We start from the raw sequence: 24,491 nt of genomic DNA, 5'->3' as shown, positions 1-24,491 counted from the left end.
TAGTCTGCGGTTAAAATTTAGCGCTTTAAGATTGTTACCGGCTGACTCGACAGCGATCGGGGGCGTTGCTACTATGCGCTAACCTTCGCTGGCTGAGTCGCCTATGAACACCAATTCCGACAGAGTGACCCTGACGCTGTTCTACGTCGGCAGCTTTGTGGTCTATTACCTGGTTACCATGCTGATCACGCTGTTCCCCAACTACAGCGTGCTGCGTAATGACGGCCTGCTGGTGCCGGTACTCTGCCTGTTTGAATTTGCGGTCATTTATCCGCTCTATCGCTTCTACTGCCAGCGCCGCTCCGATTTGCCGCTGGGTGAGCTCTGCACGCTGCAAACGTTGCTGTTTACGGGTGCGCTGTTTGTTCTGATGGCGGCACAGATGCAGTTCATGCAGCCGGAAGGGTGGCTGGTGATGCAGGCCCAGCAGGGTCGTAATTCGCTACTGATCCTGCTGCTGACTGCCGTGCTGCTGGCCCCGGTGTTTGAAGAGGTCCTGTTTCGCGGTTTTCTGTTGCAGGGTTTCCTGCTGTGGGCCCCCCGCAGCCGCTTCGCCTGTATGCTGCTGACCTCCCTGCTGTTTGCGGTGATGCATACCCAGTATGTGCACTGGCAGACGCTGCTTGCCCTGACGCTCTTTTCGCTGCTGCTCTGCTATGCCCGGCTGCGGAGTAACAGTCTGGCGCTGCCTATTTTCCTGCACACGCTGAATAACCTGATCGCGCTGCTGCCCGCCTGGTATTTTGCCGGTTAACCTCTGGCGTCCCCTTTTCTGCGGCGCCTGAACATCCCCGCTGTCTCCGGGCCAGGCGGGCTTCCGCCCACACTGTTCATGCCGCCCCGTCACGTTTGTCTATACTGGATGTTAAAAAAGGATAAAAAGCGCCACAGTCCGGACCACCAGACCGTGTTAAGGAGAGGAACCATGTTAATAGGATTTGTGTTGTTAGTGAGCGCGTGCGGTTACGATGCCTGTGAGGCGCTGCCGGTCTCGGAGCGCATCTATCCGACCAAAGTTGACTGCGAAACGATGGCCAATCGTATCCATAAAGTCAGACCCAATGTGGTCCTGCTCTGTGGTGAAGTTCATCGCTGATTCAGGACCAGCGTCAATAAAGCTGGCGGCAACGTTGCAAGCTGGCGCTTTAGCGTACAAAATATAAGCTGTTGTGAACCACTACCGTTGTGAATCCCATGAAAACATCACGCCCCCGTCGTCCTGGTGGACGCTGGGTTTATTATCTTTTATATGATGGCATTCTGTGGCCCTGCCCCGTCCGATGGGAGTGGGAGAGCAGCTATGGCGGCTGGTTACCCTTTTACTACACGCCAACCTTTGAGTTTGTGGTGGGCGATCCACGCAAAGCTTATAAGATTGCGCGCAGCGACGTACGCACCCGACGGCGAGAAGATGCCTGGGCGTAACCGGCTATCCCCACGGCAGCCACGAGGCCGTAAGCAGAAAGTGGACGGCCTCCAGCACGATAATCAGCATCAGTAGCAGCCCCAGCGTATGACGGTCCATGCCTTTCATGGTTCAGGCCCGGAGAGTGGCTGCCCGGCATAGCCGCAGCAACGCCCAAAAGAGGCCCGGCCAAACGCTTTTATTGTGCTCATCTGCCCCCCGCTTCCCCGTCACCCTGGTTTCCTCGCTGTCAGACTGTCAGAAAATGAAAAATGCGCCAGAGGGCGCATCGGTTCTGGTCCCGACAGGACCGAAGGTGCAGAGTATCACGCCCGGGCCGCCCTGCGGCGACCCGCGGCACTCATCAGTTGTTCAGAGTGTAATCCAGCGTAATTTCCGCGTTCAGCAACTGAGAAACCGGGCAGCCCGCTTTGGCTTTATTGATGATCTCATCAAAGGCGGACTCATCAATACCGGGCAGAGAGACGGTACTGGTCAGCGCCACTTTAGTGATGGCAAAGCCGTCGCCTTTCTTATCCAGTGACACGTCAGCCGTGGTGTCGATGCTCTGCGGCGTGTGGCCTTCATTACCCAGCATCAGCGACAGGGCCATTGAGAAGCAGGCCGCATGCGCTGCACCGATCAGCTCTTCCGGGTTGGTGCCTTTGCCACCTTCGAAACGGGTGTTGAAACCATAGGGTTGCTGGCTCAGCACACCGCTCTCGGTGCTGACCGTGCCTTTACCTTTGATGTCGCCTTCCCAATGCGCCGAGCCTTTCTTATGAATGGTCATGTCATTCCTCCTGTTGGTTAAGGTGGTAAGTATAGACAATACATTCGCTTTCGCAGGCTCAACTCACGGCGCGGGGACGGGAGGGCGCGAGCTGCGGGCTCAGCAAAGCCTCCGCCTGCACCAGCGAGTCGCGGGTGATTTCGCCGATCGATTTGGCACCGGTAAGCGTCATGGCGACACGCATCTCCTTCTCAATCAGGTTCAGCAGGTTCTCCACGCCGCGCTGACCGTGGGTCGCCAGCGCATAGATAAAGGCCCGTCCCAGCAGCACGCTGTCCGCACCCAGCGCGATCATCCGCACCACATCAAGTCCGTTGCGGATGCCGCTGTCCGCCAGAATCGTGATATCACCTTTGACCGCGTCGGCAATCGCCGGCAGCGCACGCGCCGAAGAGAGCACCCCGTCCAGCTGGCGTCCGCCGTGGTTCGAAACCACGATGCCATCGGCGCCGAACCGCACCGCATCCCGCGCATCTTCCGGGTCGAGAATGCCTTTGATCACCATCGGCCCTTCCCAGAACTCGCGTATCCACTCCAGATCGCGCCAGGAGATAGAGGGATCGAAGTTGTTTGCCAGCCAGCCGATATAATCTTCCAGCCCGGTGGGCTTGCCGAGATAAGTGGAGATGTTCCCCAGATCGTGAGGACGCCCCTGCAGCCCGACATCCAGCGCCCACTGTGGATGCGTCACCGCCTGCCAGTAACGCCGCAGCGCCGCGTGCTGACCGCTCATCCCGGAGTGGGCATCGCGGTAACGCGCGCCCGGCGTCGGCATATCGACGGTAAACACCAGCGTCGAGCAACCGGCGGCTTTGGCGCGCTCCAGCGCATTGCGCATAAAACCCCGGTCACGCAGCACATAGAGCTGAAACCACATCGGCCGCGAGATCTGCGGCGCGACCTCTTCAATCGGGCAGACCGAAACCGTCGACAGGGTGAAAGGAATGCCTTTGCGATCGGCCGCACGCGCCGCCTGTACTTCACCGCGGCGGGCATACATGCCGCACAGGCCGACCGGCGCCAGCGCAACCGGCATCGACAGCGTTTCGTTGAAGAGCCTGGTTTCCAGGCTCAGCTCCGACATGTTTTTCAGAATACGCTGGCGCAGCGCCACATCCGAAAGATCCTCCACGTTGCGGCGCAGGGTATGCTCGGCATAGGCACCGCCATCCAGATAGTGAAACAGGAACGGCGGCAGGATACGTTGCGCGGCAGCGCGATAGTCACTGGCAGCGGAGATAATCATCGGTCAGATTCCTCTGGATTACGTGTATCGTTATCGGGCAGGCGGGTGATGCGCGCCTGGCGTGCTTCATCCTCATGCAGACTTTTCAGGGTGGTGTGCACAAACCCCAGATGCTGCATCGCCGCCTGGCGGGCCGCATCGGCATCGCCCGCGAGGATGGCATCGAGCAGCGCCTGATGCTGCTCCGTGAGGCGGGCGAAAATCGCAGGCTGGGTATACATGCGCTGACGGCTCTGCATCACCGACGACTGCAGCAGTTCAAAAAAGCCCCGCATCGTCTGCAGCAGCACCACATTGTGCGACGCCTCGGCAATCGCCAGATGGAAGCGGACATCCGCCTGGGCGGCGAGATCGGGATCGTCACTCTCTTTAAGCTTCAGGGTGGCGTCAAACGCGTACTGCAGCTTCTCTTTATCCGCTTCAGTGGCGCGCAGTGCCGCGTGCCAGGCGGTGCTGGCCTCGATGGCGTGGCGCGCCTCCAGAATGTCATAGCGGTAGTCGGGATCGTCCTGCAGCAGCTGACGAATCGGCTCAACGATGCGCTGTTCCGACCAGGGCGTCAGCTGCTGACGGATCCAGGTGCCGCCACCGCGTCGGCTGACCAGCATCCCGCTGCTGATCAGCTGCTGTATCGCTTCCCGCAGCGAGGATCGCGCCACCCCCAGCTCGGCAGAGAGCTGCCGCTCGGCGGGCAGGCGCATGCCCGGCTCAAGCTGATGTTCGGTAATGTAAGCGCGCAGGCGCTTTACGAGCGTGTCGGCGCCGGTCATGGGATCATCCACGGGAAAACGTAGGCCTGCAGCGTGGTAATCACCCCGACCATGCAGGTGAAAATCAGGCTGTGTTTCACGGTGAAGCGGAACAGGTCCGACTCCTTACCCACCAGCCCGACCGCCGCACAGGCGATGGCGATGGACTGCGGCGAGATCATCTTCCCGGTCACGCCACCGGTGGTGTTGGCCGCCACCAGCAGCACATCGTGCACCCCGATCTGCTGCGCCGTGGTGGCCTGCAGCGCGGCGAACAGCGCATTCGATGAGGTGTCCGATCCGGTCAGGAAAACGCCCAGCCAGCCCAGGAACGGCGAGAAGAAGGTAAAGGCGTGGCCGGTATGCGCCAGCGCCAGTGCCAGCGTGGCCGACAGGCCGGAGTAGTTAGAGATAAACGCAAAGGCCAGCACCATGCCAATAGAGTAAACAGGCAGCGCCAGCTCTTTCAGCGTCTCGCCGAAAGTCTGCAGGGCCGCCCTGGGCTTCATGCGCAGGAAGATCATCGCCATAACCGCCGCAATCAGGATGGCGGTGCCGGTGGCGGAAACCAGATCCAGTTTATAGATGGCCGGATAGGGGGTGGCGCTGCCGACGACCGGCGGCATCCGCGCTACCAGCTCATTCAGCATCGGCACCGGCACCGCCAGCACCCAGTCATAGAGCGCGCCGCCTTTGGCGAACAGCGCCTTAAAGGGCGGAATGCTCCAGAGCGTCACGGTGGCGGTCAGAAACAGGAACGGCATCCAGGCGCGGATCACCTCTCCCGGCCGGTACTTCTTCACCGGCTGCAGAGCCGCATCCGGCTTCGCCTCTGCGTCTGCGAAGCGGAAAATGCGCACCGGCTTCCAGACCCTCAGGAACAGCGTCAGCGAAATCAGCGAGGCGAGCGACGAGATAATGTCGGGCAGTTCCGGGCCGAGGAAGTTAGAGCTGAGGAACTGGGCGATGGCGAAGGAGCCGCCGGCGACCATCACCGCAGGCCACGTCTCTTTCACACCGCGCCAGCCATCCATAATCGCCATAATCCAGAACAGCACAATCAGGGTCAGCAGCGGCAGCTGCCGTCCGGCCATCTGGCCGATAGCAAAACTGTCCAGCCCGGTGACCTGCCCCGCCACAATAATCGGGATGCCCATCGCGCCAAAGGCGACCGGCGCGGTGTTCACAATCAGACAGAGACCGGCGGCGTAGAGCGGGTTAAAACCGAGCCCGACCAGCAGCGCGGCGGTAATCGCCACCGGCGCACCAAAGCCTGCCGCCCCTTCCAGAAAGGTCCCAAACGAGAAGCCAACAATCAGCATCTGCAGACGCTGATCGGGCGTAATCGACAGGATAGAGGCGCGGATAATATCGAACTGGCCGGTTTTCACCGAGATTTTGTAGACGAAGACTGCGGCGATAATAATCCAGGCAATCGGCCACAGCCCATAGAGAAAACCATAGACCACGGCGGCCAGCGCCTGTGCCGCAGGCATCTGATAGAGAAACAGGGCCACCAGCAGCGCCAGCACCACGGTCGTGGTGGCGGCCAGGTAGCCTTTCATTTTGAGCTTAATCAGCGCAAAGAAGAAAAAGAGAATCGGGATTAGCGCGATCAGGCTTGAGAGCCAGATATTACCCAGCGGATCGTAGTTTTGTTGCCAGATCTGCATGCCATTATCTCCAGAGGAAGAGAGGTGACGTGGAACGCAGCCGCAGGCGCTGCATGCCCCGGCCCCGGCAGATTGGTCAGACCAAAACTGCATTTGCGGGGCTTATGGCAACAGATAGTTAATGTATTGTTAATCTGTGGCAACAGAAGTTGCGCCTATTTTCCGGTTGTGTGAACCAGAGAAAAATATCGTCATGATTGGTCCGACCAAAATCAGCGATTCACCTCCGGAAAGGCGGGCTGATAGCTGCGCGGATGGAAACGCAGGTTCAGCGCAATCAGCAGCAGCGTCACCGCCGCCTGCAGCAGCCAGACGCTGGAGAAGGCGCCGGTGAGCGCATGAAGCTGCCCGGCAATAAAGGGCATGCTGCCCGCGATAATAAACCCGACACCCTGCATGAACGCCACCAGCCGTGCGCCCGCCTGCGGCTGTTCCAGATGGTCCAGCGCCAGCACCAGCGCCAGCGGAAACGCGCCGCCTAATCCGAAACCTGCCACACCCGCCCAGAGCCAGGGCGCAAGCTGCGGCGCAAACAGGAAGCCGAGCATCCCGCCGAACTGCATCGCCAGCGTCAGCAGCAACAGCGGACGGCGATCGCGCCCTCGCACCAGCAGGGGCAGCAGCAACGCGCCGCTCACCTGACAGCCGATCATCATACCGAGCAGGGACCCGCCCGCCTGGGCGCTCCAGCCGAGCTGATGATAAAAATCGGGCAGCCAGGCCACGCAGATGGCATAACCGCCGTTGACCAGCCCAAAGCTCAGCGCCAGCGTCCAGGCCCGGGTTTTGCGCCACAGCGCCGGCAGCGTGACCTCTTCAGTCCGGGCGACCGGTGCAGAGGGGATAAACAGCCAGAGCAGGATCGCCAGCATCACCGGCACGGCCCAGCTGCTCAGCGCGCCCTGCCAGCCAAGCAGGCTATTCAGCCACGGCGAAAGGGCCGCCCCTATGCCACCGCCGCCCATCAGCGCGGCGGCCCAGAGTCCGGTGACACCGGCGCTGCGACGGCCAAAACGCTGGCGAATCCATCCCGGCATCGCCATCTGCACGATGCCGATTCCCGCCCCACCCGGAACAGTACTCAACACCAGCCCATATTCGTCGCTGAGTAATCCGCGACTCACCAGCGCCAGCAGCAGCAGCCCTAACCCGCCCGTCAGCAGTTTACGCACGCTGAATCGCTGCATCAGCGGCGCACTGACCAGCGCAATCACGCCCATCATCATCATCGGCAGCGCGGGCAGCAGCGAGGCCGCCAGGGGGGACAGGCCGATGCTCTGCCGCAGCAGATCCAGCAGCGGGCTGACTGAGGTCATCAGCGGCCGCATATTCAGCCCCGCCAGAACCAGCGCCGCCAGCAGCAGGTTGTTCTCTCTGTTCATCTGAGATCCACACAGTTTAAAGTTGCCAGCCTGACAGCAGTCGCTACTATCTGGAAATGAAATATTACTCTGCCAGGTAGTGGAAAAATGAATCGTCATCCGATGTTTACGCCTCAGCAGCTGCTCAGCTTTGTAGCGGTGTGTGAAACCGCCAGTTTTACCCGCGCCGCCGACCGGGTCCATCTGTCGCAGTCCACCGTCAGCCAGCAGGTGCGAAGGCTGGAGGAGATGGTCGGTAAAGCACTGCTGGTTCGCTCCTCGCATCAGGTGCAGATCACCGAAGAGGGCGAAAAGCTGCTGGGCTACGCCCGCCGGATTATCGCCCTGAACGGGGAGGCGCATGACGTGCTCAGTGACCAGTGGCGCGACGGCGTACTGCGGCTCGGGGTGCCGGAAGATTTCGCCGCGCCCACCGCCGACCTGCTGGCGCACTTCAGTCGCGCCCACCCGCAGCTGCGGCTGGATGTGATGAGCGGAATGCAGGTGGAACTGCGCCGCGCCTGGCAGCGGGAAGAGCTGGATATCATGCTGATCAAACAGCCCTACGGTGAGCGGCCGCTGGCGTCGCGTCCCGAGCCGCTGCTGTGGCTCGACAGCGCAGCCTGGCCCTGCTTCGAGCAGACACCCGTGCCGCTGGTGCTGTTTCCGCAGCAGGGGCTTTACCGCGATGAGGTCTGTCAGACGCTCGACGCCCTGGGGCGCAGCTGGCGCATTGGCTACAGCAGCGCCAGCCTGGTTGCGCTGGCCGCGGCCAGTGCGCAGGGGCTGGGCCTGACCCTACTGCCTGCCAGCTGTCGCCTGCCGCAGCATCGGGTGCTGGGCAGTGAACAGGGGCTGCCGGTGATCGATACCTTCGAGCTGGCCCTCTTCTGCCGTCATCCTCAGGATCCGCTGCAGCGTGAGCTGGCAGAGTCGCTGGCGGCGTTCGGGCAGTTACGCTGGCAGTGAGAGATCGAATAGCCGTCAGTGGAAAATAGCGCAGCAGAGTTAACCGCCGTTTGTCAGATTAAAACCTTGTTCACTTTGCAGGAGCCTCTGATGCCGATTACCTCTTCACCCAGCCGCCGTGATTTCCTTGGACAAAGCGTTCGCTGGACCGCCGCAGGCGGCCTGCTGGCAGCCGGTCTCGGCCAGGCCAGCGCCGCGACCGCCTCCTCGTCGCCCGCCACCGGACCCGATCGACCCGCTGCCGCCCTGCCCCATCAGGATCACTATCTGCTGCGCAACGTGCGGCTGGAGGAGGGCTTTATCCGCGAGGATGATGAGATTGTGGCAACCCGGACCGGGCTTTACGACATCAGCGTCCGCGACGGCAACATTGACCAGCTGACCGCCGCAGGCCAGGGCGACGCTTCGCTGCCCTCCTGGGATGCGCAGAATGCGCTGCTGCTGCCGGCAACCCAGGATATGCACATCCATCTGGATAAGACCTTCTATGGCGGTCCGTGGCAGGCGCCGCGTCCGCGTCAGGGCAAAACCATTATGGATATGATCGCACGCGAACAGGTGCTGATCCCGCAACTGCTGCCCCATTCTCAGGCGCGCGCCGAAGCCCTGATCGCCCTGCTGCACGCCAGAGGATCCACCCGCGCCCGCAGCCACTGCAACATCGACCCGGTCAGCGGCCTGAAGAGCCTGGAACATCTGCAGGCGGCCCTGGCCCGGCATCCCGACTTTCCCTGCGAGATTGTGGCGTTTCCGCAGCACGGCCTGCTGCACTCTCAGGTTGACGGGCTGATGCGCGAGGCGATGCAGCATGGCGTCGGGTATGTCGGCGGGCTGGACCCGACTAACGTCGATGGCGCGATGGAGAAGTCGCTGGATGCGATGTTTCAGATTGCGCTCGACTACCAGCGCGGCGTCGACATCCATCTGCATGAAACCTCTCCAGCGGGCGTGGCGGCGATTCATTACATGATCGACACCGTGGCGAAAAATCCGCAGCTGAAAGGCCGGGTCACGCTGAGCCACGGTTTTGCTCTGGCGACCCTGGACGGCGCGGCGCTGGATAAGATGATTGAGGGGCTGGCGGAACAGCAGTTCAGCGTCGCCTCGACGCTGCCCATCGGCAAACTCACGATGCCGATTCCGCAACTGCAGGCGGCCGGGGTGAAGGTGATGACCGGCACCGACAGCGTGATCGATCACTGGTCGCCATTCGGAACCGGCAGCATGCTGGAAAAGGCAAATCTCTATGCGCAGCTCTACCGTGGATCGGATGAGTTTTCGCTGTCGCGGGCGCTGGCCATCGCGACGGACGACCGGCTGCCGCTGTCGGCGCAGGGAGAACGCCAGTGGCCCGCGCCAGGTGATGAGGCAAGCATGATGCTGGTCTCTGCCAGCTGTTCGGCCGAAGCGGTGGCGCGCATTTCGCCGGTGGTTGCAACCTTCTCGCGCGGTAAACCGGTGTTTGCGCTGACCCCGGTCTGAAACGCCGCAAACAGCTCCCCTGCGTACAGGAAGGGGAGCCACCCCTTCCACAGCGGCAATCTCCTGTCAGACTCCGGCCCTGCCGCCAACGCAGCACAAATCACCTGCAGCCAGAAACAACAAAGCCTCCCGATGGGAGGCTCTGCATTTACCTGAGCGCAGTAAGGATTACGCGCTTTTGGCCCATTTATCCTTTGACATCAATTCCATTGCCAGCGCGTATAGGCGACGATCTTCCTGATCACAGGGCTCATCTTCCGCATAACAGCCGATCATGGAGGCGATCTTATCCGCAGATAAACTCTCTCCATGAACATGCAGTGTCAGTACGGCGCGGCCTACTATTTTAAGCACATTCTCATGTGGTCCCTGGATGCTATTACTCAATGAAAATACCCTCTACCGGTCGTTGTACCAGGAATATGGCGCGCTAAATATAAAGCAATTAGCTCAGGATTTTTATCGGCACGAGCACCGATATTTTTTAATGATTAATTCTATTACTGGAGGCTTAGTTAGGGAGTTATCTGATTAACAATGAAATAAATTTTCAAAAACGGCCACTTATAAAGCGATAACTGGCCTCAAATCGGATCTGACATCAACCCGCTCTCCTTTCGCCCGTGTGATTGATAAAAATAAACCACCTTTTTCTGTAAAGTTCAGTCAATTCTTAAGCTCTCTGATGACGATAGTTTCATCACGCTTACCATCGAGGTTCCCGTTGCTGTCAGGCGTGCTTTCTGCCAGACTTGCGGCGCAATAATGCCCGACACCTTCAGCCTCAGAGGCCGCGCCCGTGACCGCTTTTTCTACCCTCAATTCGCTTCCCGACAGCCAGCTCGATAACCTGCGCGAGATGGGCTATACCAGCATGACGCCCGTGCAGGCGGCTACGCTGCCTGCCATCCTGCAGGGACGCGACGTGCGCGCGCAGGCGAAAACCGGCAGCGGCAAAACGGCTGCCTTTGGCATTGGTCTGCTGCACCATATCGACAGCACCCGCTTCCAGACCCAGGCGTTGATCCTCTGCCCGACCCGTGAACTGGCAGATCAGGTAGGCAATGTGCTGCGCCAGCTGGCGCGCTACACCCGTAACATCAAGGTCCTGACACTTTGCGGTGGGCAGCCGATGAGCGCACAGCGCGACTCACTGGTGCATCCGCCACATATCGTCGTCGGCACGCCGGGCCGCATCCTCGATCATATTAACCGCGAAAACCTCAAGCTGGACCAGCTCAACACCCTGGTGCTGGATGAGGCGGATCGTATGCTGGAGATGGGTTTCCTGAACGACATGGAAACGATCATCAAAGCCACACCCGACTCGCGCCAGACACTGCTCTTCTCTGCCACCTGGCCCGATGCCATCTCGGCCATCAGCACCCGCTTCCAGCGCGATGCACTGAGCGTGGTCACGGAAGATGTCAGCGAACTGCCTCACATCGACCAGCAGTTCTTTGAAGCCAGCCACAATGAGAAGCTGGGGCTGCTTATCGCCCTGCTGGGCGACCAGCAACCCTCCTCCTGCGTGGTCTTCTGCAACACCAAACGTGAATGTGACGACGTCGCTGAGGCGCTTAACGCGCGCGATATCAGCGCCCTGCCACTGCATGGCGATCTGGAGCAGCGCGACCGCGAGCGTGTCCTGATCCGCTTCGCTAACGGCAGCGGTCGCGTCCTGGTGGCGACCGATGTCGCCGCGCGCGGGCTCGACATCAAATCCCTGGCGATGGTCGTCAACTATCAGCTCGCCTGGGACCCGGAAGTCCACCTGCACCGCATTGGCCGTACGGCTCGCGCAGGTGAACATGGCGTTGCGGTCAGCCTGGTCGCCGCCGATGAAATGGCGCGCGCGCATGCGCTGGAGGATTTCCTGCAGCAGAAGCTGCCGTGGGTGTCAGCCAGCACGCTGAAAAAGGGCAGCAGCAAGCCGCTGCCTGCCGCGATGATGACGCTCTGTATCGATGGCGGCCGCAAGGCCAAAATTCGTCCGGGGGATATTCTGGGCGCACTGACAGGTGAAGCCGGTTTCCGCGCCGAGCAGATAGGGAAAATCGTTCTGACGCCGACCCACGCCTACGTGGCGATTGAGGCGAACCAGGCCAAAGCGGCGCTGGTGAAGCTCAGGCAGGGTAAAATCAAGGGCAAAACCTGCCGGGCGATTCTGCTGAAGGATTAAGGAAAAACGGGCGAGGATTACCCTCGCCCGCGCTATTATGGCTCGTCGATCTGTGTCACATGCAGAGTTGTTTTATCACCTTTGCCGTGCACCTTGCCGCTCACGCGCACTTTGTCATCGGCGGTGTAGGTTTTGCCCCCGAATGTCTTTTTCGAGGCGATAATCGGCAACGTGCCGGTGTTATCGCGGAACTGATACCGCTCACCCTGCTCTTTCTTCACGATATACCCTTCCAGCGTCACATAGCCGCCCTGACGGAAATCGCGGATCTGATTGATATGCGTCTGACCGGTATCTTCTGAACCTTTATAACCCGCATCCTGCTTATGCTGCGGCGGTGGCGTATCACCGGCTTTGAATCCACCCTCTTCGGCCGATACCCCTGCACTCATCAACACCAGCAATGACGCTAAAATCACTTTTTTCATTTCACACTCCTTTATTGGAAAGGTGTCCATGCTGAACCTTCAGCATTAAGCCTGGCACAATAATGGGCGTCCGTTTTATTTCACCCTTCTCTTCTCACTTTTTTCCGTTTGCTGCCGATAACCTGTTCACACCCTATTTCACCAGCTGCGTTAATGCAGAGGCAACCATGGATAATTTTCAAAAAGAGATCGATGAAAGAGCGAACCTCGCGTTATCAAACAAGTTTGAACTGCTGCTGTTTCGCTTAGGTTCCGACCAGCTCAAAGGCAAGTCGGAGCTCTTTGGCATTAACGTCTTCAAGCTGCGTGAAATCGTGCCGATGCCCCCCATCACCAAAGCGGCCGGCATGCGTTCACCGCTGTTGGGTATGGCGAGCATCCGGGGTCAGTTTATCCCGGTCATCGACCTGCCTGCCGTGACGGGCTGTGTTCCGGAAACCGGTCTTAACCTGCTGCTGGTTACCGAATATGCGCGAAACACCCAGGCTTTTGCCGTGGAGTCGGTAGAGAACATCGTGCGTCTCGACTGGAGCCAGGTCCACACCGCGGAAGCCGGTATTGGCGGCCGCAATATCACCAGTATTGCCTGTCTGGACAGCGACAAGCAGAGCAACGAGCTGGCGATGGTGCTGGACGTTGAGCAGATCCTGTATGACATCATTCCTTCGGTGCGTGGCGTTGAACCAGAAGCGGCCCTGCCGCGTGCCTTCCCCTATCGCCCCGGTGCGGTCGCTATCGTGGCAGAAGACTCCAAAGTGGCACGACAGCTGCTGGAACAGGGCCTGAAAAGCATGGGCATTCCGGCACTGATGTTTAACACCGGTCTGGATGCCTGGGAAAAAATCAAACTGATGAACCAGGAAGCGCAGGCCGCGGGCGAATCGATTCGCGACAAAATTGCGCTGGTGCTGACCGACCTGGAGATGCCGGAGATGGATGGCTTTACGCTGACCCGCAACATCAAGCGCGATCCGACGCTTAAAACGCTGCCGGTGGTCATTCACTCTTCTCTCTCAGGCAGCGCCAACGAAGATCACGTTCGCAAAGTCGGTGCCGACGGCTATGTAGCGAAGTTTGAGTTAAATGAGCTGTCAGACGTCATTTTCAACGTTCTCGACGCAGCCCGCTAGACCCGTGCGGGCCGCCTGACAGGCCCGTCACACTTTTACTCTTCGCCAGCGGAAAGGCTGGCCTGACCAGGAACGCACTATGCACATCGAAACGCTAACAGATACACCGTCCCGTCAGAACGTGCTGCGCGGCCGTTTACGCCAGCTGGCCTGGATCACCGCGGTAACCCTGAGTCTGGTTTTCTGGGTAGGCCTCTACTTCTTAATTTTCTGAATCCATTCTTGTTTGTCTGGATAGGGCTGTCAGCACCGCTGCTGACAGCCTTTTTTTTGCCCTGCTGATTTGCCTTTAGGTTATCTGCTTAGCCCCTCTGATGTTTCCTGCCGCCGATTTATTTACGCACCGTTATTACTTAAAAATTGTTAAAGGTACAACGGCGTGCTCCGATAACAGTATGCGCGGGATCACATTTTGCCTGTGGCAGTGACCACAGACCTCAACGCGGCACTGCGCACAACAGCATAAGCTCTGAATGTGGCTAACAAATTGATTAATAATAAAGCGGGGAAGAGAACATGGTCAGCATCAGGAATATGAAGGTGGGAATGCGGCTTGCTGCAGCCTTCGGTATTATTGTGACGTTACTGATAGTGATTGGTGTGACATCCATTACCAGGATTAACAATATTAATACGGCGATCGCGTCGATCGTTGACGATCGTTATGTAAAAGTACGACTGGCGTTTGATGTGCGCGATGGCGTCAACGATCAGATCAAATACCTGCGCGGCATGGTGATCGACACCACACGACCGGAAATGAACGTGAAACGTTATGGTCAGCTGGATGAAGCCACCCGGCGAACCAATATGGCCATGAAAAAGATCGAAGAGATTCAGGTCACGCCGATCGGCAAGAAAAAGATCGCCAACCTGCTGGCGTCGTCTCTGGCCTTTGAGAAAGTGAAGGCGGAGCTGATCGCGCTGGTAAAGTCGGGGAATTTTGATGCGGCCAGCGTCTATGTGCTCAAATCGATGACCGCCACCCAGAATAAGTTTCTGCAGGATGCGGTAAATTTCGCTAACTCTCAGGATTCGCAGCTGCGCAGTGAAGGTCAGGGCATTGTGGAAAATGGTCAGTCCGCCATCTTTATCACGCTGCTCTTCTCGGGCCTGGCGATTCTGGCTTCTATCCTGCTCGGCTATCTGCTGACCCGCTCGATTGTCCGTCCGCTGGTGAGCGCCGTTGATGTCGCAGAGCGCGTTGCCTCAGGTGACCTGAGTTCTCAGATCAAGGTCACCTCACGCGACGAAACCGGCGTGCTGATGCAGGCTCTGCAGCGGATGAATGACAATCTGCTGTCGATTGTGACCGAAGTGCGCACCGGCTCAGATACCATCGCCGTCGCATCCAATCAGATCTCCAGCGGTAACCTCGATCTTTCGACCCGCACCGAACAGCAGGCCAGTTCGCTGGAAGAGACCGCCTCAGCAATGGAGCAGATGACCTCTACCGTGAAACATAACGCCGACAATGCCCGCGAAGCTAACCAGTTGGTTGCAACCACCTCGACCGTGGCACGCGAAGGGGGCGTCGTAATGGAGCAGGTGATCGAGAAAATGGAAGCGATCGCCCTCTCCTCTCGTAAAATCGTCGATATCATCAGCGTCATCGACTCCATCGCTTTCCAGACGAACATTCTGTCGCTGAACGCGGCGGTCGAAGCGGCGCGCGCGGGCGAACAGGGTCGTGGCTTTGCGGTGGTGGCCAGTGAGGTGCGCAATCTGGCGCAGCGCTCGGCCTCTGCGGCGAAAGAGATCAAAGTGCTGATTGAAGACTCTGTCGCGAAAGTCGATGAAGGCAGTAAACTGGTGACCCATGCGGGTTCCACCATTGGCGACGTGGTGAACAGCGTGCAGAGCGTGGCGAACATCATGAGCGAAATCACCATTGCCAGCAGCGAACAGAGCAGCGGCATCAATGAGATCAATCAGGCGATTACGCAGATGGAAGCGGTGACGCAGCAGAACGCCGCGCTGGTACAGGAAGCGTCCGCCGCCTCCCAGGCGCTGCAGGATCAGGCTGAACGGATGGCGCAGGCGATGAGCGTGTTCAATACCGTCAAGCTCTCACTGCAGCCCGTACAGCCTTAATCTTACCACGGCCTGCTGCGGCAGGCCTGTTGCTGTGCAGAGCCGACAGGACGGCATAGCGCGTTTCTTTGTCGGGAAAGCAGGATCTTCAGGCAGGATAGGTTGACAGGGTTGAGGTTGAAGAAGAGAAACAGCAGAAACAAAAAAGGCTGCCCGGGGCAGCCTTTTATTACTGTAAATGCAACAACGCTATAAAGCTCACAAGCCTTTATCAGAGAGCACGAGGCGCGCTCTGAGTTGCAATCCTCGTTGCGTTCACCTGAACAACAACAGATTTGCAGAAAATGCATTTCGCTCCATGCGGATTGGCTCTTGTCACATCAAAATGTGATGTACGAAACTGTGAGCCATTACAGTGAGGACACTTAAAAGTAATCTTCAGTCCTTAGAGACCAACAACGTTCGCAGCAGCCGGGCCTTTAGCGCCATTTTCTACTGTGAATTCAACTTGCTGACCTTCGTCTAATGAACGGAAATCGGTGCCCTGGATTGCAGAGAAGTGTACGAATACATCTTTGCTGCCGTCCTGAGGAGAGATGAAACCGAAGCCTTTCTCTGCGTTAAACCATTTAACGGTACCGCGAATTTTGTTAGACATGCTTAAATCCTTAATTATCGAGCCTTCCGGCGTAATGGCCTGAGAACAGATTTTAATCAGAACGTAAGAGAAGACTCAAAAAGAAGGGATGTCTCGCGACAAACTTAGAGATGAGAACTGCTTTGGTTACTTAGCTTTGATAGTGTCTGTTAATCAAACCGACGATTCATTAAGCCATACTTCTTCCGGGGACGCAACCTGCATTTGAAATTAAACTCAAATCGCCCTGCCCGCAAGAAGTGCTGGCGCGGATTGTGTTGCGGAGCCCTTATTCTGCGCGGCTCCGCAGGCAAAAAGCTTACTCAGCGGGCCCGCCATTCAGCTCTCTGAACAGGATATTTCGCAGCCCGGCATCGTTCAGAGGATCGAGGTTAAGCCAGGTCAGCGTCTGGCGATCGTGCGTCTGATCGTAATCGGAGTAAACGCCATGGATCTCTCCTTTTTCCGGTGAGTAAAGAATGGCAACAGACTGCGCCGGGCAGTTGTGCGGTTTACAGCCGGAGAGCACCTGCCAGGTCACGCCCTTCAGCGTCAGGGTTTCAGCAGGCGTACTGGTGCCGCCCTGCTTCACCCAGGCAGGAAAATTATGCCCGGCGATCAGCCGCTGATAAGCCTGACCTGTCTGCCTGTTCTGTATAAAATCAAACAGATAAGGCGGCGTTGCCGCACTCACAAACATCGGAACCATCGCCAGTGCGGCCGCCATAAACCCTTTTTTCATGACCTCTCCTTATTTATCACGCGTATCAGCTGCATTAAGCAGGACAATATCGGCTTTATCGTTGCCTGACAGATTAAACACGATCAGCCCGCCAGATCAAAAAAGGGCGAGGCCGGAGCCTCGCCCAAAAAATGCCGATCATCAATCGTAGTAAGGGACCTTGCGGTCAACGCCGTTGATATTGATCAGCACAAAACCGGTTGGTGCGGTCTTGTTGGTCGGTGTACCCGCTGCGGTGGCCAGCGTGACAACCCCTTTTTCATTCGCCCCGACACCTGCCAGCCCGTTATGCATGCCGAAGCGTGCTGCGGGTTTCAGGTTACTGAGTTTGGTGATATCCGTAACCACCGACATATCAGCCTGGAACAGCGAGCAGGCACCGGTATCGAAACGCGTCGGACCGGTGGTTTTCAGGTTGAACATGGTTTCGCCGCTGTTGGCTTTCAGCTTGACCCACACGACGGCATAGGTGGTGCCGACCCGGCCATAGCGAATATCCAGCACGGAAGGTTGTCCCATGTGGTAAGCATCGGCCCAGACCGTCTCCAGTCGCTGCAGGTTGATCAGGGTTTTACCGGTGCCGGGCACATTGACTGGTGAACCGGCGGTGCCGGACGGCGTGGTGGCATCCGCTTTCCCGATCAGCTCCATCACCCATTGCTGATTAGGCGCCGGGAAATAGAGCTGCCCCAGCCGATACCAGTTATCGGTATCGGTGTTGTTCACCACCTTGTAGCCGCTGTAATAGCCAGCGCGCAGCGAACCGGTCAGGAAACTGCCGTAGTTCTCATCCCGGCGATAGCCATATTCAAAGGTGGATAACCATTTGTTGCCGGCCACATCATTGGTGATTTTCGCACCGGCCTGCAGGTTAATGTGACGCATCACTACGCGGGCATTGTTGAGATTGAGCGGCGTTACACAATCCTCAATGTTGAGCGTATCGATGGTCCAGCCCCCGTCCGACAGATCGCCCGGGTTCGCCGTATGCTCGATCCAGACGTTACGCATGATCCCCTGGGTCACGCGCGGCATATAGAGCGTGGCATCGCCGTAGCCCGACTGGAAATTGGCATTACACAACTCGATAGCCGTTGAGTGATCCCAGTTACCCTTCGGTGCGTTTGACCAGCCCACATCGAACACCCGGGAAAAGGTGCTGGAGGTGTAGATCTGGTCGAACTTACTGTCGAGCGTATCCTGCAGCTTAAAGACCGTGCCCCCCGTACTCTGCGCTTTAAAGCAGAAGAGGCTGACGATCTGGCCGCCGGTAATTGTATTTTCAAAAAACGGCTGTTTGTTGCTGCACTGCTCAGGACTCACGGTGGATTTCAGGGCGATATCGGCACTGGCCTGCCCGTGCCAGGCGATGCCTTTAATGGCGATTTTACGCGCCATCACCTTAAACACCGGGTTATCGCTCTTGTCGGAGACGATGGTGGTGCGCGGCGACGAGCCCTGTTCGATGTCATCCCCAATCAGACCAAAAAACGGCAGCTCTGTGTTGGTGAGATCGATCGGTGAGATCAGGAAACGGCCGCCCGGAAAACGCACCGGGATCGCTTTGGCATAGGTGTTGTAACTCTGGGTCCATGCCAGCATCCGTTTAAAGGCATCGGTATCATCGGTAACGCCATCCCCCTTCGCACCAAAGTGCAGGATATTCACTTCGGCAGGATCGTTGATGGTGCGCTTCCAGTAGAAACCGTTACCCACTGCCACCGTACCGCCATCATCTTTCAGCGGCGTGGTGCTGAGGAATCCCACAAAGTCAGCGCCGCCGCGGAAGCTGGAGTCTTTGTCGTAATAGCGTTTCAGGCTCGCCACTTCACCTGATTTCGGTGGGACTGTGGTACGCAGTTCAGCAAAAGAGTTAACTTCGATCATAGAATCCTCCTCAGGATCATTGAGATAGTGCGCCGGTTATCAACGCACTACTTTGCCGCGGCCGGATGGCCGCAAAGGGTGTCCCACATGTCGTTGTGGGTGTTGATGGCGCGCACCGTCCGGATGTCCATCTTTTGCGCATCATCGCCGTAGGTATAAAGAGGGGAAAAAAGCACACAGGCAGAGTCGGTGATCGCCACTGGCTCAGGGTTTGTGGTATTTCGACTGCTGCAGCTTGTCGCGAGCAGCAGCGTCATCAAGGCTGTTATTGTCGGTCGCCACACGGTTAGCCTCCTCGCGATGCTGTTGTTGCTGTTGTGCCACCGCCGTAACGCGGGACGCCTCCTGACGCGCGTTATCGACGTCAGATCGTGCTTTTTGCTGCACTTTTCCGACTTTTTTGCCGCCGAAATAGCTGGCACCCAGCGCCGCGACGATGCCAGCCAGCGCCGCAAGCCAGTGCCAGCTGCCGCCCAGCAGAGAAGTAATCAGCGTCATGATTTCGCGCCTCCGGGTTGATCCTTCGCGTTAAGCAGATTTTTCTGCCGGACAAACTGGGCAATCACCCCCATCGCCACCATGAACGCGCCCACCAGCCCCAGGTAGTTGTGCGGCAGAATCGCTTTCACATCTTCCGGCAGAACGCTCCAGGCATCGACGGCGGCGGCAGGAAAGGACTGTGCCCAGGCGCTGAGCATCGAGCCGAGTGACGCCAGCCAGACAGACCAGGTTTTAAACAAGAGGCGGGCATGAGAGACAAACTGCAGGGTGGTGAAGCGCTGCAGCAGCAGCAGAATGATGATTGCCGTTAATACGGCGACGAGGAACATAAGCCATCTCATAGCAACCCCCTGTAAACCGCATAGGTTCCGCTGCGCATCATCTCCGCGTGACGCCTGGCGCGGCCCGGCGTCTGACGCGCCCAGAGGCTGTTCATCATCGCGTCGGCCGCCTCATTAAACTGCTCTGCGGCGATGGCGCTGAGCATGTTTTTGAACTGCATTACCCCCTCAACGCCAAGCTGGTAAGCCATGCTGAGCAGGACGTCGGTCCGGGCGTCGTTGCACTTTGCCAGCGCGTTACGCAGCGGCTCCCTGCCCTGCATCTCCTGAATTTTGTTTTCAAGAATGCACTGCTTCCAGACGTCGCCGACCCGTCGTGGCACGCGAAAGACGTAGTTACTCAGCGACGCGCCTTTCGGTCCGATGCGGATACCGCCCGCCACGGTGGGGAAGCCCAGCGTGTCGAGATAAGGCGTGTCCACATATCCCTCTTCAAAATTCAGTACTGCGATGATCTGGCTCATAACAACTCCTCAATAACGGGTGAATTCCATACAGCCCTGTGAAAAGAAATACATAACGCCCGCTGATCATTACCCTGCGCCGCGCAGCAGAATGCTCTGCTGACCATCCAGCAAAACTGAACAGTATTTCAGCAGATTGCGTCCAGCCGGAGCTGGAGTTCGCGGAGCTTTGATCGGAACGGAAACCGCCCTTTTCTCTGCCTGTCAGCCCACGGCGTAGAGATGGACGTGCGGCAGGCAGCAGTTGTCGAAACTGGGTGTTTCCTGACTGGTAATACGGGGAGCGGTGATTGCGCGTTCAACACGCGGAGTAACCTGACGCTGGCAGATTTGCTCTGCACGTCGCAGGGGTAGTGTTTCAGTCGGGAAGTTCAGCGCCTGATCGATGCTCTGTTTCAGGCTGCTGAGGGGTTGGCGCCGCCGATGGCGGCGAGTACGTGCGTTGCCCACAAAAACGCTTTTGCCATAGTGAATTATCGCCATAACTCCTCCTGTGAATGAGTCTTTGGCGATGGGGTGGCAGGCGCGAGCTTTCGGTGATCCGAACGGGCCCGAATGTCGTTTATTGCGATCGCACGCCTGCCGCCCGGCTGCGTAAGCAGCCAGGTGGAAAGTAAGCGAAGGGAAATAACGGCATCTGACGACGCTGCATTTTGCGCATCCACCCCATCCCAAAGTTCACTGACTTTTGGGTGGTATGATTCGCGCTTGTGCAGCGCCTCAATTGTTTAAGAGCGGCTCATCCCTGAAAGAACTGCTTCGTTCGTCCATGTTCAAATTATTAACAGGTTCTTATGCATTATCAAACACTGTTGGTTAATTTTTTATTTACCGCTGGTTAAATTTATGAATTTAAGCCGATTATTTTTTTGCAGCCCCCCGAGGAAAGCGACAAAAACGGGCTTAGCCGAGGATTTGATAGTGACGTGCCTGGCTCATGATCACTTTCGCCAGCACCTTCAGGCTGGTGACATCCTCATGATTCAGATACCAGGTTTCATAACGTTTATTATCTGAAATTACAGCAATTTTCTTATGCTGCAGCTGTAAGCGTTTGAGGTAGAGCTGCTCGTCAAGCGTAAAGATATAGATGCCGTCGCCGTCGAACATCCGCACGCTGATGTCCACAAACAGCTGATCGCGTGGCGCAAAGGTGTCCGCCATGGAGTCGCTGTTGATAGCGATAAGCCGGATGTTCTCTGCCGGACGGCCATTAAACAGCACCCGCGCCTCATCCAGACCATACTCAATGGCCTGGATGGTCTCTACAAACTCATCGCGCGCGGGCAAGCCCGCCGCGCTGCGCTGCCCGATGTCGAGACTGTCGACCCGATACACACTTTTGTGGGCAGTGAAGGTGTTCAGCGTGACCGGTTCTGCGGGCTGCTCCATTCCGTATTGCAGCCACTCTACCCTGACGCCCAGCAGCTGACTGAGCGCCAGCAGATTACCGCCATCGGGGACGGACTGCGCATTAAACCACTTCCACACTCCTGGCGTTGAAATCTTACAGCCTTGCTGCTGCAGGGCCCTGGCAACCTGTTTGTTTCGTCCATGTCCGACAATGCCGGCACTCTCACAGGCCGCTATCAGCCTGGCAGTGAAAGCCTGTCTTGTACTTTCTTTTTTAACCATTAGTTAATAATCAGCCATAGAAGAGATACTGGATGTTATTTTCATTATTGCTACCAGTTCATTTTATATTACCGCTCATTTACTACCTAACCGCTTTATCAAGCATTTCTGATTATCATTATCCGCTTCAGCCTGCCGCTGAACAAAAAATATTGCCTCAGGCCGCATAGAGCCTGGGCTTTCAGGAATGTTCCGTAAAAAATTGCGTAAAATTCAGCCAGCATAGCGGACAGCGGTGACAAAGCCAGCGCGAAAAGAGATCTGATTCACAAAAAATTCTATCTTTCACTGGCCCGAAAAAATGCGCTAAAAAAAACGGGAGTCTGTGAAAGACTCCCGTTTTGTTAAAAATTAGTGTGGTCAGGATCGGAGCGTGTCGTCGCCCCAGACTATCCATTTATAGGTGGTCAGCGCCTCTAGCCCCATCGGCCCGCGGGCATGCAGCTTCTGTGTGCTGACCGCCACTTCTGCGCCCAGTCCAAACTGCCCGCCGTCGGTAAAGCGGGTGCTGGCGTTCACATAGACTGCCGATGAGTCGACCTGCCGCACAAAGCGCGCGGCGTTGCGGGTGTTGCGGGTCAGAATGGCATCAGAGTGCTGCGTGCCGTGGGTGCGAATATGCTCGATCGCCTCATCCATATCCGCCACCAGTCGGACGTTAAGATCCAGCGACAGCCACTCATCGTTGTACTGTTCAGGAGTCACCTGCGTGACCGTGGCTGGCCCCTGCTGCAGCTGCGCCAGCACATTGCTGTCGGCGTGCAGCGCGATCCCTTCCTGCGCCATACGCGCGCTGAAGGCGGGCAGGAAACGATCGGCCATCGCCTGATCCACCAGCAGCGTCTCCAGGGAGTTACAGGCGCTGGGACGCTGTTTTTTGGCGTTGACGATCAGATCAAGTGCCGGTTCGATCTCCATCGTCTCATCGATATAGATGTGACAGACGCCGATGCCGCCGGTGATCACCGGAATGGTCGAATTTTCCCGGCACAGTTTGTGCAGACCGGCTCCGCCGCGCGGGATCAGCATATCGACGTAGCGATCCAGCTTCAGCAGCTGATTCACCAGCTCGCGGTCGGGGTTTTCAATCGCCTGGATAATGGCCGTCGGCAAACCGTGCTGCTGCAGTGCATTCTGGATGACGCGCACCGTGGCCGCATTGGTGCGCCAGGTCTCTTTTCCGCCGCGCAGAATGGCGGCATTGCCGGTTTTCAGGCAGAGGCTGGCGACATCGATCGTGACGTTGGGGCGCGCCTCGTAAATCACCGCGATCACGCCCAGCGGCACACGACGGCGTTCAATCCGCAGCCCGCTGTCGAGCAGGCCACCATCCATTAACTGGCCGACCGGATCGGCCAGCTGGCAGACCTGACGGACATCGCTGGCGATGCTGCTGAGCCGCTGCGGGTTGAGCGTCAGCCGATCCAGCAGCGCGGCACTCATGCCGTTCTGACGCGCATCGGCTAAATCCAGCTCATTGGCCGCCAGAATATCGGCGCTCTCCGCCTCCAGGCGGTCGGCAATCGTCATCAGCACCTGATTCTTTTCGGCCGCTGACAGATCGGCCACGGTGTAAGCTGCGGCGCGTGCCGCTTTTCCCATCTCTTCAAGCATTATCCGCTCCTTAACTGACGATCATATCGTCGCGGTGAACCGCCACCGGGCCATATTCATATCCCAGGATTTCACTGATCTGCTGGCTGTGGTGACCGGCGATCATCCGCATAGCGTCGCTGTTGTAGCGCGACACGCCATGGGCGATATCGCGCCCCTGCAGGCTACGGATACGGATCACCTCACCGCGCGAGAAGTTTCCCTGGATAGCGCGGATGCCCTTGGGCAGCAGCGAGCTGCCGCGTTCGATAATGGCCGCCAGCGCCCCGTCATCGACGGTGAGTTCACCGGCCGGTGGCGCACCAAAGATCCAGCGTTTGCGATTCTCCAGCGGCGACTGCTGCGCGTGAAAGCGTGTGCCGACCGGTTTGCCGTCGATCACATCGCTGATCACGCCGCTGCGGCTGCCGGAGGCGATGATCACATCGATACCCGCACGGCAGGCGACATCGGCCGCCTGAAGCTTGGTGGACATGCCGCCGGTCCCCAGCCCGGAGACGCTGTCACCCGCCAGAGCGCGCAGCGCATCATCGATAATATGGACGTCGCTGATCAGCTCCGCGTCGGGATTATTGCGCGGATCGGCGGTAAACAGCCCCTGCTGATCGGTCAGCAGCAGCAGCTTGTCGGCTCCGCCCAGCATCGCGGCCAGCGCGGAAAGGTTGTCGTTGTCGCCGACTTTGATCTCCGCCGTAGCGACGGCGTCATTCTCATTGATGACCGGCACAATGTGGTTATCCAGCAGCGCACGCAGCGTGTCGCGGGCATTCAGGAAACGTTCGCGATCTTCCATGTCGGCGCGGGTCAGCAGCATCTGACCAATATGGATGCCGTAAATGGAAAACAGCTGTTCCCACAGCTGAATGAGACGGCTCTGCCCCACCGCAGCCAGCAGCTGCTTTGAGGCGATGGTCGGTGGCAGTTCGGGATAGCCCAGATGTTCGCGTCCGGCGGCCATCGCGCCAGAGGTGACGATCACAATGCGGTGGCCTGCGGCGTGCTGCTGCGCACACTGACGAACCAGTTCCACCATGTGCGCCCGATTTAACCGGCGGGAGCCGCCGGTAAGAACGCTGGTACCCAACTTGACCACGAGGGTCTGACTGCCACTCATATTTCCTGCCGTAGTGAAAAATTTTTACGAAAGGACGTTTTAACAGGAGTCGATACGGATGCCAACAGCCAGCGGGGGAAAAGCACGAAATTACGCGAACAAGG

Annotated in this window: 27 protein-coding genes; 9 read left to right on the top strand and 18 right to left on the bottom strand. The window is 57.9% G+C overall.

The window, feature by feature from the left end; translation table 11 throughout:
• Nucleotides 1-103 precede the first annotated feature (103 nt).
• From ACNY69_RS00360 to ACNY69_RS00350, 3 genes are all read left to right on the top strand, one after another.
• Complete coding sequence (locus ACNY69_RS00360; RefSeq protein ID WP_111140900.1) at nucleotides 104-754, top strand: CPBP family intramembrane glutamic endopeptidase; 651 nt, start codon at nucleotides 104-106, stop codon at nucleotides 752-754.
• Between the two features lie 171 nt (nucleotides 755-925).
• The gene (locus tag ACNY69_RS00355) at nucleotides 926-1,096 is read left to right on the top strand and encodes a hypothetical protein (RefSeq protein ID WP_003850083.1); all 171 of its coding nucleotides are present in this window, start codon (nucleotides 926-928) and stop codon (nucleotides 1,094-1,096) included.
• 98 nt (nucleotides 1,097-1,194) lie between these two features.
• Nucleotides 1,195-1,425, top strand: a complete 231-nt coding sequence (locus tag ACNY69_RS00350) for a hypothetical protein (RefSeq protein ID WP_111140901.1) — start codon at nucleotides 1,195-1,197, stop codon at nucleotides 1,423-1,425.
• Nucleotides 1,426-1,769: 344 nt separating this feature from the next.
• On the opposite strand, the gene ACNY69_RS00345 is transcribed toward ACNY69_RS00350, so the two are convergent.
• The 5 genes from ACNY69_RS00345 to ACNY69_RS00325 all read right to left on the bottom strand — a co-directional run bounded on the left by ACNY69_RS00345 (nucleotide 1,770) and on the right by ACNY69_RS00325 (nucleotide 7,248).
• On the bottom strand, nucleotides 1,770-2,198 hold the full coding sequence (locus ACNY69_RS00345) for an OsmC family protein (protein WP_111140902.1): 429 nt from the start codon (nucleotides 2,196-2,198) through the stop codon (nucleotides 1,770-1,772).
• A gap of 58 nt (nucleotides 2,199-2,256) precedes the next feature.
• Nucleotides 2,257-3,444, bottom strand: a complete 1,188-nt coding sequence (gene lldD, locus ACNY69_RS00340) for an FMN-dependent L-lactate dehydrogenase LldD (protein WP_111140903.1) — start codon at nucleotides 3,442-3,444, stop codon at nucleotides 2,257-2,259.
• Complete coding sequence (lldR, locus tag ACNY69_RS00335; RefSeq protein WP_293770925.1) at nucleotides 3,441-4,214, bottom strand: transcriptional regulator LldR; 774 nt, start codon at nucleotides 4,212-4,214, stop codon at nucleotides 3,441-3,443. The genes lldD and lldR overlap by 4 nt, the downstream gene beginning before the upstream one ends.
• Nucleotides 4,211-5,866: an L-lactate permease gene (lldP, locus tag ACNY69_RS00330; protein ID WP_418797111.1), complete on the bottom strand. Its 1,656-nt coding sequence runs from the start codon at nucleotides 5,864-5,866 to the stop codon at nucleotides 4,211-4,213. Before lldP ends, lldR begins: the two co-directional genes overlap by 4 nt.
• Before the next feature lie 212 nt (nucleotides 5,867-6,078).
• Entirely contained in the window at nucleotides 6,079-7,248 is a 1,170-nt protein-coding gene (locus ACNY69_RS00325; RefSeq protein ID WP_418797110.1) for a cyanate transporter, read from the bottom strand.
• An 87-nt stretch (nucleotides 7,249-7,335) separates the two neighbouring features.
• On the opposite strand from ACNY69_RS00325, the gene ACNY69_RS00320 reads away from it, so the two are divergent.
• From ACNY69_RS00320 to dbpA, 3 genes are all read left to right on the top strand, one after another.
• Nucleotides 7,336-8,196 carry a LysR family transcriptional regulator gene (locus ACNY69_RS00320; RefSeq protein ID WP_293770930.1) on the top strand — a complete coding sequence of 287 codons (861 nt, stop codon included), beginning with the start codon at nucleotides 7,336-7,338 and terminating at the stop codon, nucleotides 8,194-8,196.
• A gap of 90 nt (nucleotides 8,197-8,286) precedes the next feature.
• Nucleotides 8,287-9,678: an amidohydrolase family protein gene (locus ACNY69_RS00315; protein WP_418797109.1), complete on the top strand. Its 1,392-nt coding sequence runs from the start codon at nucleotides 8,287-8,289 to the stop codon at nucleotides 9,676-9,678.
• 799 nt (nucleotides 9,679-10,477) lie between these two features.
• Nucleotides 10,478-11,860 carry an ATP-dependent RNA helicase DbpA gene (gene dbpA / locus ACNY69_RS00310; RefSeq protein ID WP_293770934.1) on the top strand — a complete coding sequence of 461 codons (1,383 nt, stop codon included), beginning with the start codon at nucleotides 10,478-10,480 and terminating at the stop codon, nucleotides 11,858-11,860.
• A 35-nt stretch (nucleotides 11,861-11,895) separates the two neighbouring features.
• Here dbpA and ACNY69_RS00305 read toward each other — a convergent pair whose 3' ends face one another.
• On the bottom strand, nucleotides 11,896-12,288 hold the full coding sequence (locus ACNY69_RS00305; RefSeq protein WP_111141841.1) for a YgiW/YdeI family stress tolerance OB fold protein: 393 nt from the start codon (nucleotides 12,286-12,288) through the stop codon (nucleotides 11,896-11,898).
• 167 nt (nucleotides 12,289-12,455) lie between these two features.
• Between ACNY69_RS00305 and ACNY69_RS00300 the strand changes: the two genes are divergently transcribed.
• The 3 genes from ACNY69_RS00300 to ACNY69_RS00290 all read left to right on the top strand — a co-directional run bounded on the left by ACNY69_RS00300 (nucleotide 12,456) and on the right by ACNY69_RS00290 (nucleotide 15,512).
• Nucleotides 12,456-13,418 (top strand): chemotaxis protein, encoded by a 963-nt coding sequence (locus tag ACNY69_RS00300; protein WP_111141863.1) that lies wholly within the window; start codon nucleotides 12,456-12,458, stop codon nucleotides 13,416-13,418.
• 79 nt (nucleotides 13,419-13,497) lie between these two features.
• Nucleotides 13,498-13,632 carry a hypothetical protein gene (locus ACNY69_RS00295; RefSeq protein ID WP_255562796.1) on the top strand — a complete coding sequence of 45 codons (135 nt, stop codon included), beginning with the start codon at nucleotides 13,498-13,500 and terminating at the stop codon, nucleotides 13,630-13,632.
• A gap of 302 nt (nucleotides 13,633-13,934) precedes the next feature.
• Nucleotides 13,935-15,512, top strand: coding sequence for a methyl-accepting chemotaxis protein (locus tag ACNY69_RS00290; protein WP_293770940.1), 1,578 nt, complete (start codon nucleotides 13,935-13,937; stop codon nucleotides 15,510-15,512).
• A gap of 211 nt (nucleotides 15,513-15,723) precedes the next feature.
• Here ACNY69_RS00290 and ymcF read toward each other — a convergent pair whose 3' ends face one another.
• The 12 genes from ymcF to proB all read right to left on the bottom strand — a co-directional run bounded on the left by ymcF (nucleotide 15,724) and on the right by proB (nucleotide 24,387).
• Nucleotides 15,724-15,894, bottom strand: coding sequence for a cold shock small protein YmcF (ymcF, locus tag ACNY69_RS00285; RefSeq protein ID WP_111141845.1), 171 nt, complete (start codon nucleotides 15,892-15,894; stop codon nucleotides 15,724-15,726).
• Nucleotides 15,895-15,897: 3 nt separating this feature from the next.
• Complete coding sequence (gene cspE, locus ACNY69_RS00280) at nucleotides 15,898-16,110, bottom strand: transcription antiterminator/RNA stability regulator CspE (RefSeq protein WP_009091867.1); 213 nt, start codon at nucleotides 16,108-16,110, stop codon at nucleotides 15,898-15,900.
• Between the two features lie 298 nt (nucleotides 16,111-16,408).
• Nucleotides 16,409-16,831 (bottom strand): Ivy family c-type lysozyme inhibitor, encoded by a 423-nt coding sequence (locus tag ACNY69_RS00275; RefSeq protein WP_293770943.1) that lies wholly within the window; start codon nucleotides 16,829-16,831, stop codon nucleotides 16,409-16,411.
• Between the two features lie 141 nt (nucleotides 16,832-16,972).
• Entirely contained in the window at nucleotides 16,973-18,718 is a 1,746-nt protein-coding gene (locus ACNY69_RS00270; RefSeq protein ID WP_111141849.1) for a glycosyl hydrolase family 28-related protein, read from the bottom strand.
• A 47-nt stretch (nucleotides 18,719-18,765) separates the two neighbouring features.
• Entirely contained in the window at nucleotides 18,766-18,918 is a 153-nt protein-coding gene (locus ACNY69_RS00265; protein ID WP_158527498.1) for a hypothetical protein, read from the bottom strand.
• A 4-nt stretch (nucleotides 18,919-18,922) separates the two neighbouring features.
• Complete coding sequence (locus ACNY69_RS00260) at nucleotides 18,923-19,216, bottom strand: hypothetical protein (RefSeq protein ID WP_111141851.1); 294 nt, start codon at nucleotides 19,214-19,216, stop codon at nucleotides 18,923-18,925.
• Nucleotides 19,213-19,560, bottom strand: a complete 348-nt coding sequence (locus ACNY69_RS00255) for a DUF7940 domain-containing protein (protein ID WP_111141853.1) — start codon at nucleotides 19,558-19,560, stop codon at nucleotides 19,213-19,215. The genes ACNY69_RS00260 and ACNY69_RS00255 overlap by 4 nt, the downstream gene beginning before the upstream one ends.
• Nucleotides 19,557-20,024 (bottom strand): glycoside hydrolase family protein, encoded by a 468-nt coding sequence (locus tag ACNY69_RS00250; protein WP_111141855.1) that lies wholly within the window; start codon nucleotides 20,022-20,024, stop codon nucleotides 19,557-19,559. The genes ACNY69_RS00255 and ACNY69_RS00250 overlap by 4 nt, the downstream gene beginning before the upstream one ends.
• A 204-nt stretch (nucleotides 20,025-20,228) precedes the next feature.
• Nucleotides 20,229-20,507 carry a transcriptional antitermination N peptide gene (locus ACNY69_RS00245; protein WP_111141857.1) on the bottom strand — a complete coding sequence of 93 codons (279 nt, stop codon included), beginning with the start codon at nucleotides 20,505-20,507 and terminating at the stop codon, nucleotides 20,229-20,231.
• A gap of 420 nt (nucleotides 20,508-20,927) precedes the next feature.
• On the bottom strand, nucleotides 20,928-21,659 hold the full coding sequence (locus ACNY69_RS00240; RefSeq protein ID WP_111141859.1) for a S24 family peptidase: 732 nt from the start codon (nucleotides 21,657-21,659) through the stop codon (nucleotides 20,928-20,930).
• 360 nt (nucleotides 21,660-22,019) lie between these two features.
• A complete protein-coding gene (gene proA, locus ACNY69_RS00235) occupies nucleotides 22,020-23,273 on the bottom strand; it encodes a glutamate-5-semialdehyde dehydrogenase (protein ID WP_418797108.1) in 1,254 nt (417 codons plus the stop codon).
• A 10-nt stretch (nucleotides 23,274-23,283) separates the two neighbouring features.
• Nucleotides 23,284-24,387 carry a glutamate 5-kinase gene (proB, locus tag ACNY69_RS00230; protein WP_293770951.1) on the bottom strand — a complete coding sequence of 368 codons (1,104 nt, stop codon included), beginning with the start codon at nucleotides 24,385-24,387 and terminating at the stop codon, nucleotides 23,284-23,286.
• Nucleotides 24,388-24,491: the final 104 nt, after the last annotated feature.

The sequence above is a fragment of the Pantoea graminicola genome, from assembly GCF_048452665.1.
Lineage (GTDB): Bacteria > Pseudomonadota > Gammaproteobacteria > Enterobacterales > Enterobacteriaceae > Pantoea.
The sequence above is the reverse complement of the archived record's forward strand: the minus strand, read 5'-3'. Positions and strand labels throughout refer to the sequence as shown.

Bases quoted from the DNA above. Each gene is read 5' to 3' on its own strand.
- ACNY69_RS00360 (WP_111140900.1), top strand. From the start codon at position 104: ATGAACACCAATTCCGACAGAGTGACCCTGACGCTGTTCTACGTCGGC.
- ACNY69_RS00355 (WP_003850083.1), top strand. From the start codon at position 926: ATGTTAATAGGATTTGTGTTGTTAGTGAGCGCGTGCGGTTACGATGCC.
- ACNY69_RS00350 (WP_111140901.1), top strand. From the start codon at position 1,195: ATGAAAACATCACGCCCCCGTCGTCCTGGTGGACGCTGGGTTTATTAT.
- ACNY69_RS00345 (WP_111140902.1), bottom strand. From the start codon at position 2,198: ATGACCATTCATAAGAAAGGCTCGGCGCATTGGGAAGGCGACATCAAA.
- lldD (WP_111140903.1), bottom strand. From the start codon at position 3,444: ATGATTATCTCCGCTGCCAGTGACTATCGCGCTGCCGCGCAACGTATC.
- lldR (WP_293770925.1), bottom strand. From the start codon at position 4,214: ATGACCGGCGCCGACACGCTCGTAAAGCGCCTGCGCGCTTACATTACC.
- lldP (WP_418797111.1), bottom strand. From the start codon at position 5,866: ATGCAGATCTGGCAACAAAACTACGATCCGCTGGGTAATATCTGGCTC.
- ACNY69_RS00325 (WP_418797110.1), bottom strand. From the start codon at position 7,248: ATGAACAGAGAGAACAACCTGCTGCTGGCGGCGCTGGTTCTGGCGGGG.
- ACNY69_RS00320 (WP_293770930.1), top strand. From the start codon at position 7,336: ATGAATCGTCATCCGATGTTTACGCCTCAGCAGCTGCTCAGCTTTGTA.
- ACNY69_RS00315 (WP_418797109.1), top strand. From the start codon at position 8,287: ATGCCGATTACCTCTTCACCCAGCCGCCGTGATTTCCTTGGACAAAGC.
- ACNY69_RS00305 (WP_111141841.1), bottom strand. From the start codon at position 12,288: ATGAAAAAAGTGATTTTAGCGTCATTGCTGGTGTTGATGAGTGCAGGG.
- ACNY69_RS00300 (WP_111141863.1), top strand. From the start codon at position 12,456: ATGGATAATTTTCAAAAAGAGATCGATGAAAGAGCGAACCTCGCGTTA.
- ACNY69_RS00295 (WP_255562796.1), top strand. From the start codon at position 13,498: ATGCACATCGAAACGCTAACAGATACACCGTCCCGTCAGAACGTGCTG.
- ACNY69_RS00290 (WP_293770940.1), top strand. From the start codon at position 13,935: ATGGTCAGCATCAGGAATATGAAGGTGGGAATGCGGCTTGCTGCAGCC.
- cspE (WP_009091867.1), bottom strand. From the start codon at position 16,110: ATGTCTAACAAAATTCGCGGTACCGTTAAATGGTTTAACGCAGAGAAA.
- ACNY69_RS00275 (WP_293770943.1), bottom strand. From the start codon at position 16,831: ATGAAAAAAGGGTTTATGGCGGCCGCACTGGCGATGGTTCCGATGTTT.
- ACNY69_RS00270 (WP_111141849.1), bottom strand. From the start codon at position 18,718: ATGATCGAAGTTAACTCTTTTGCTGAACTGCGTACCACAGTCCCACCG.
- ACNY69_RS00260 (WP_111141851.1), bottom strand. From the start codon at position 19,216: ATGACGCTGATTACTTCTCTGCTGGGCGGCAGCTGGCACTGGCTTGCG.
- ACNY69_RS00255 (WP_111141853.1), bottom strand. From the start codon at position 19,560: ATGAGATGGCTTATGTTCCTCGTCGCCGTATTAACGGCAATCATCATT.
- ACNY69_RS00250 (WP_111141855.1), bottom strand. From the start codon at position 20,024: ATGAGCCAGATCATCGCAGTACTGAATTTTGAAGAGGGATATGTGGAC.
- ACNY69_RS00245 (WP_111141857.1), bottom strand. From the start codon at position 20,507: ATGGCGATAATTCACTATGGCAAAAGCGTTTTTGTGGGCAACGCACGT.
- ACNY69_RS00240 (WP_111141859.1), bottom strand. From the start codon at position 21,659: ATGGTTAAAAAAGAAAGTACAAGACAGGCTTTCACTGCCAGGCTGATA.
- proA (WP_418797108.1), bottom strand. From the start codon at position 23,273: ATGCTTGAAGAGATGGGAAAAGCGGCACGCGCCGCAGCTTACACCGTG.
- proB (WP_293770951.1), bottom strand. From the start codon at position 24,387: ATGAGTGGCAGTCAGACCCTCGTGGTCAAGTTGGGTACCAGCGTTCTT.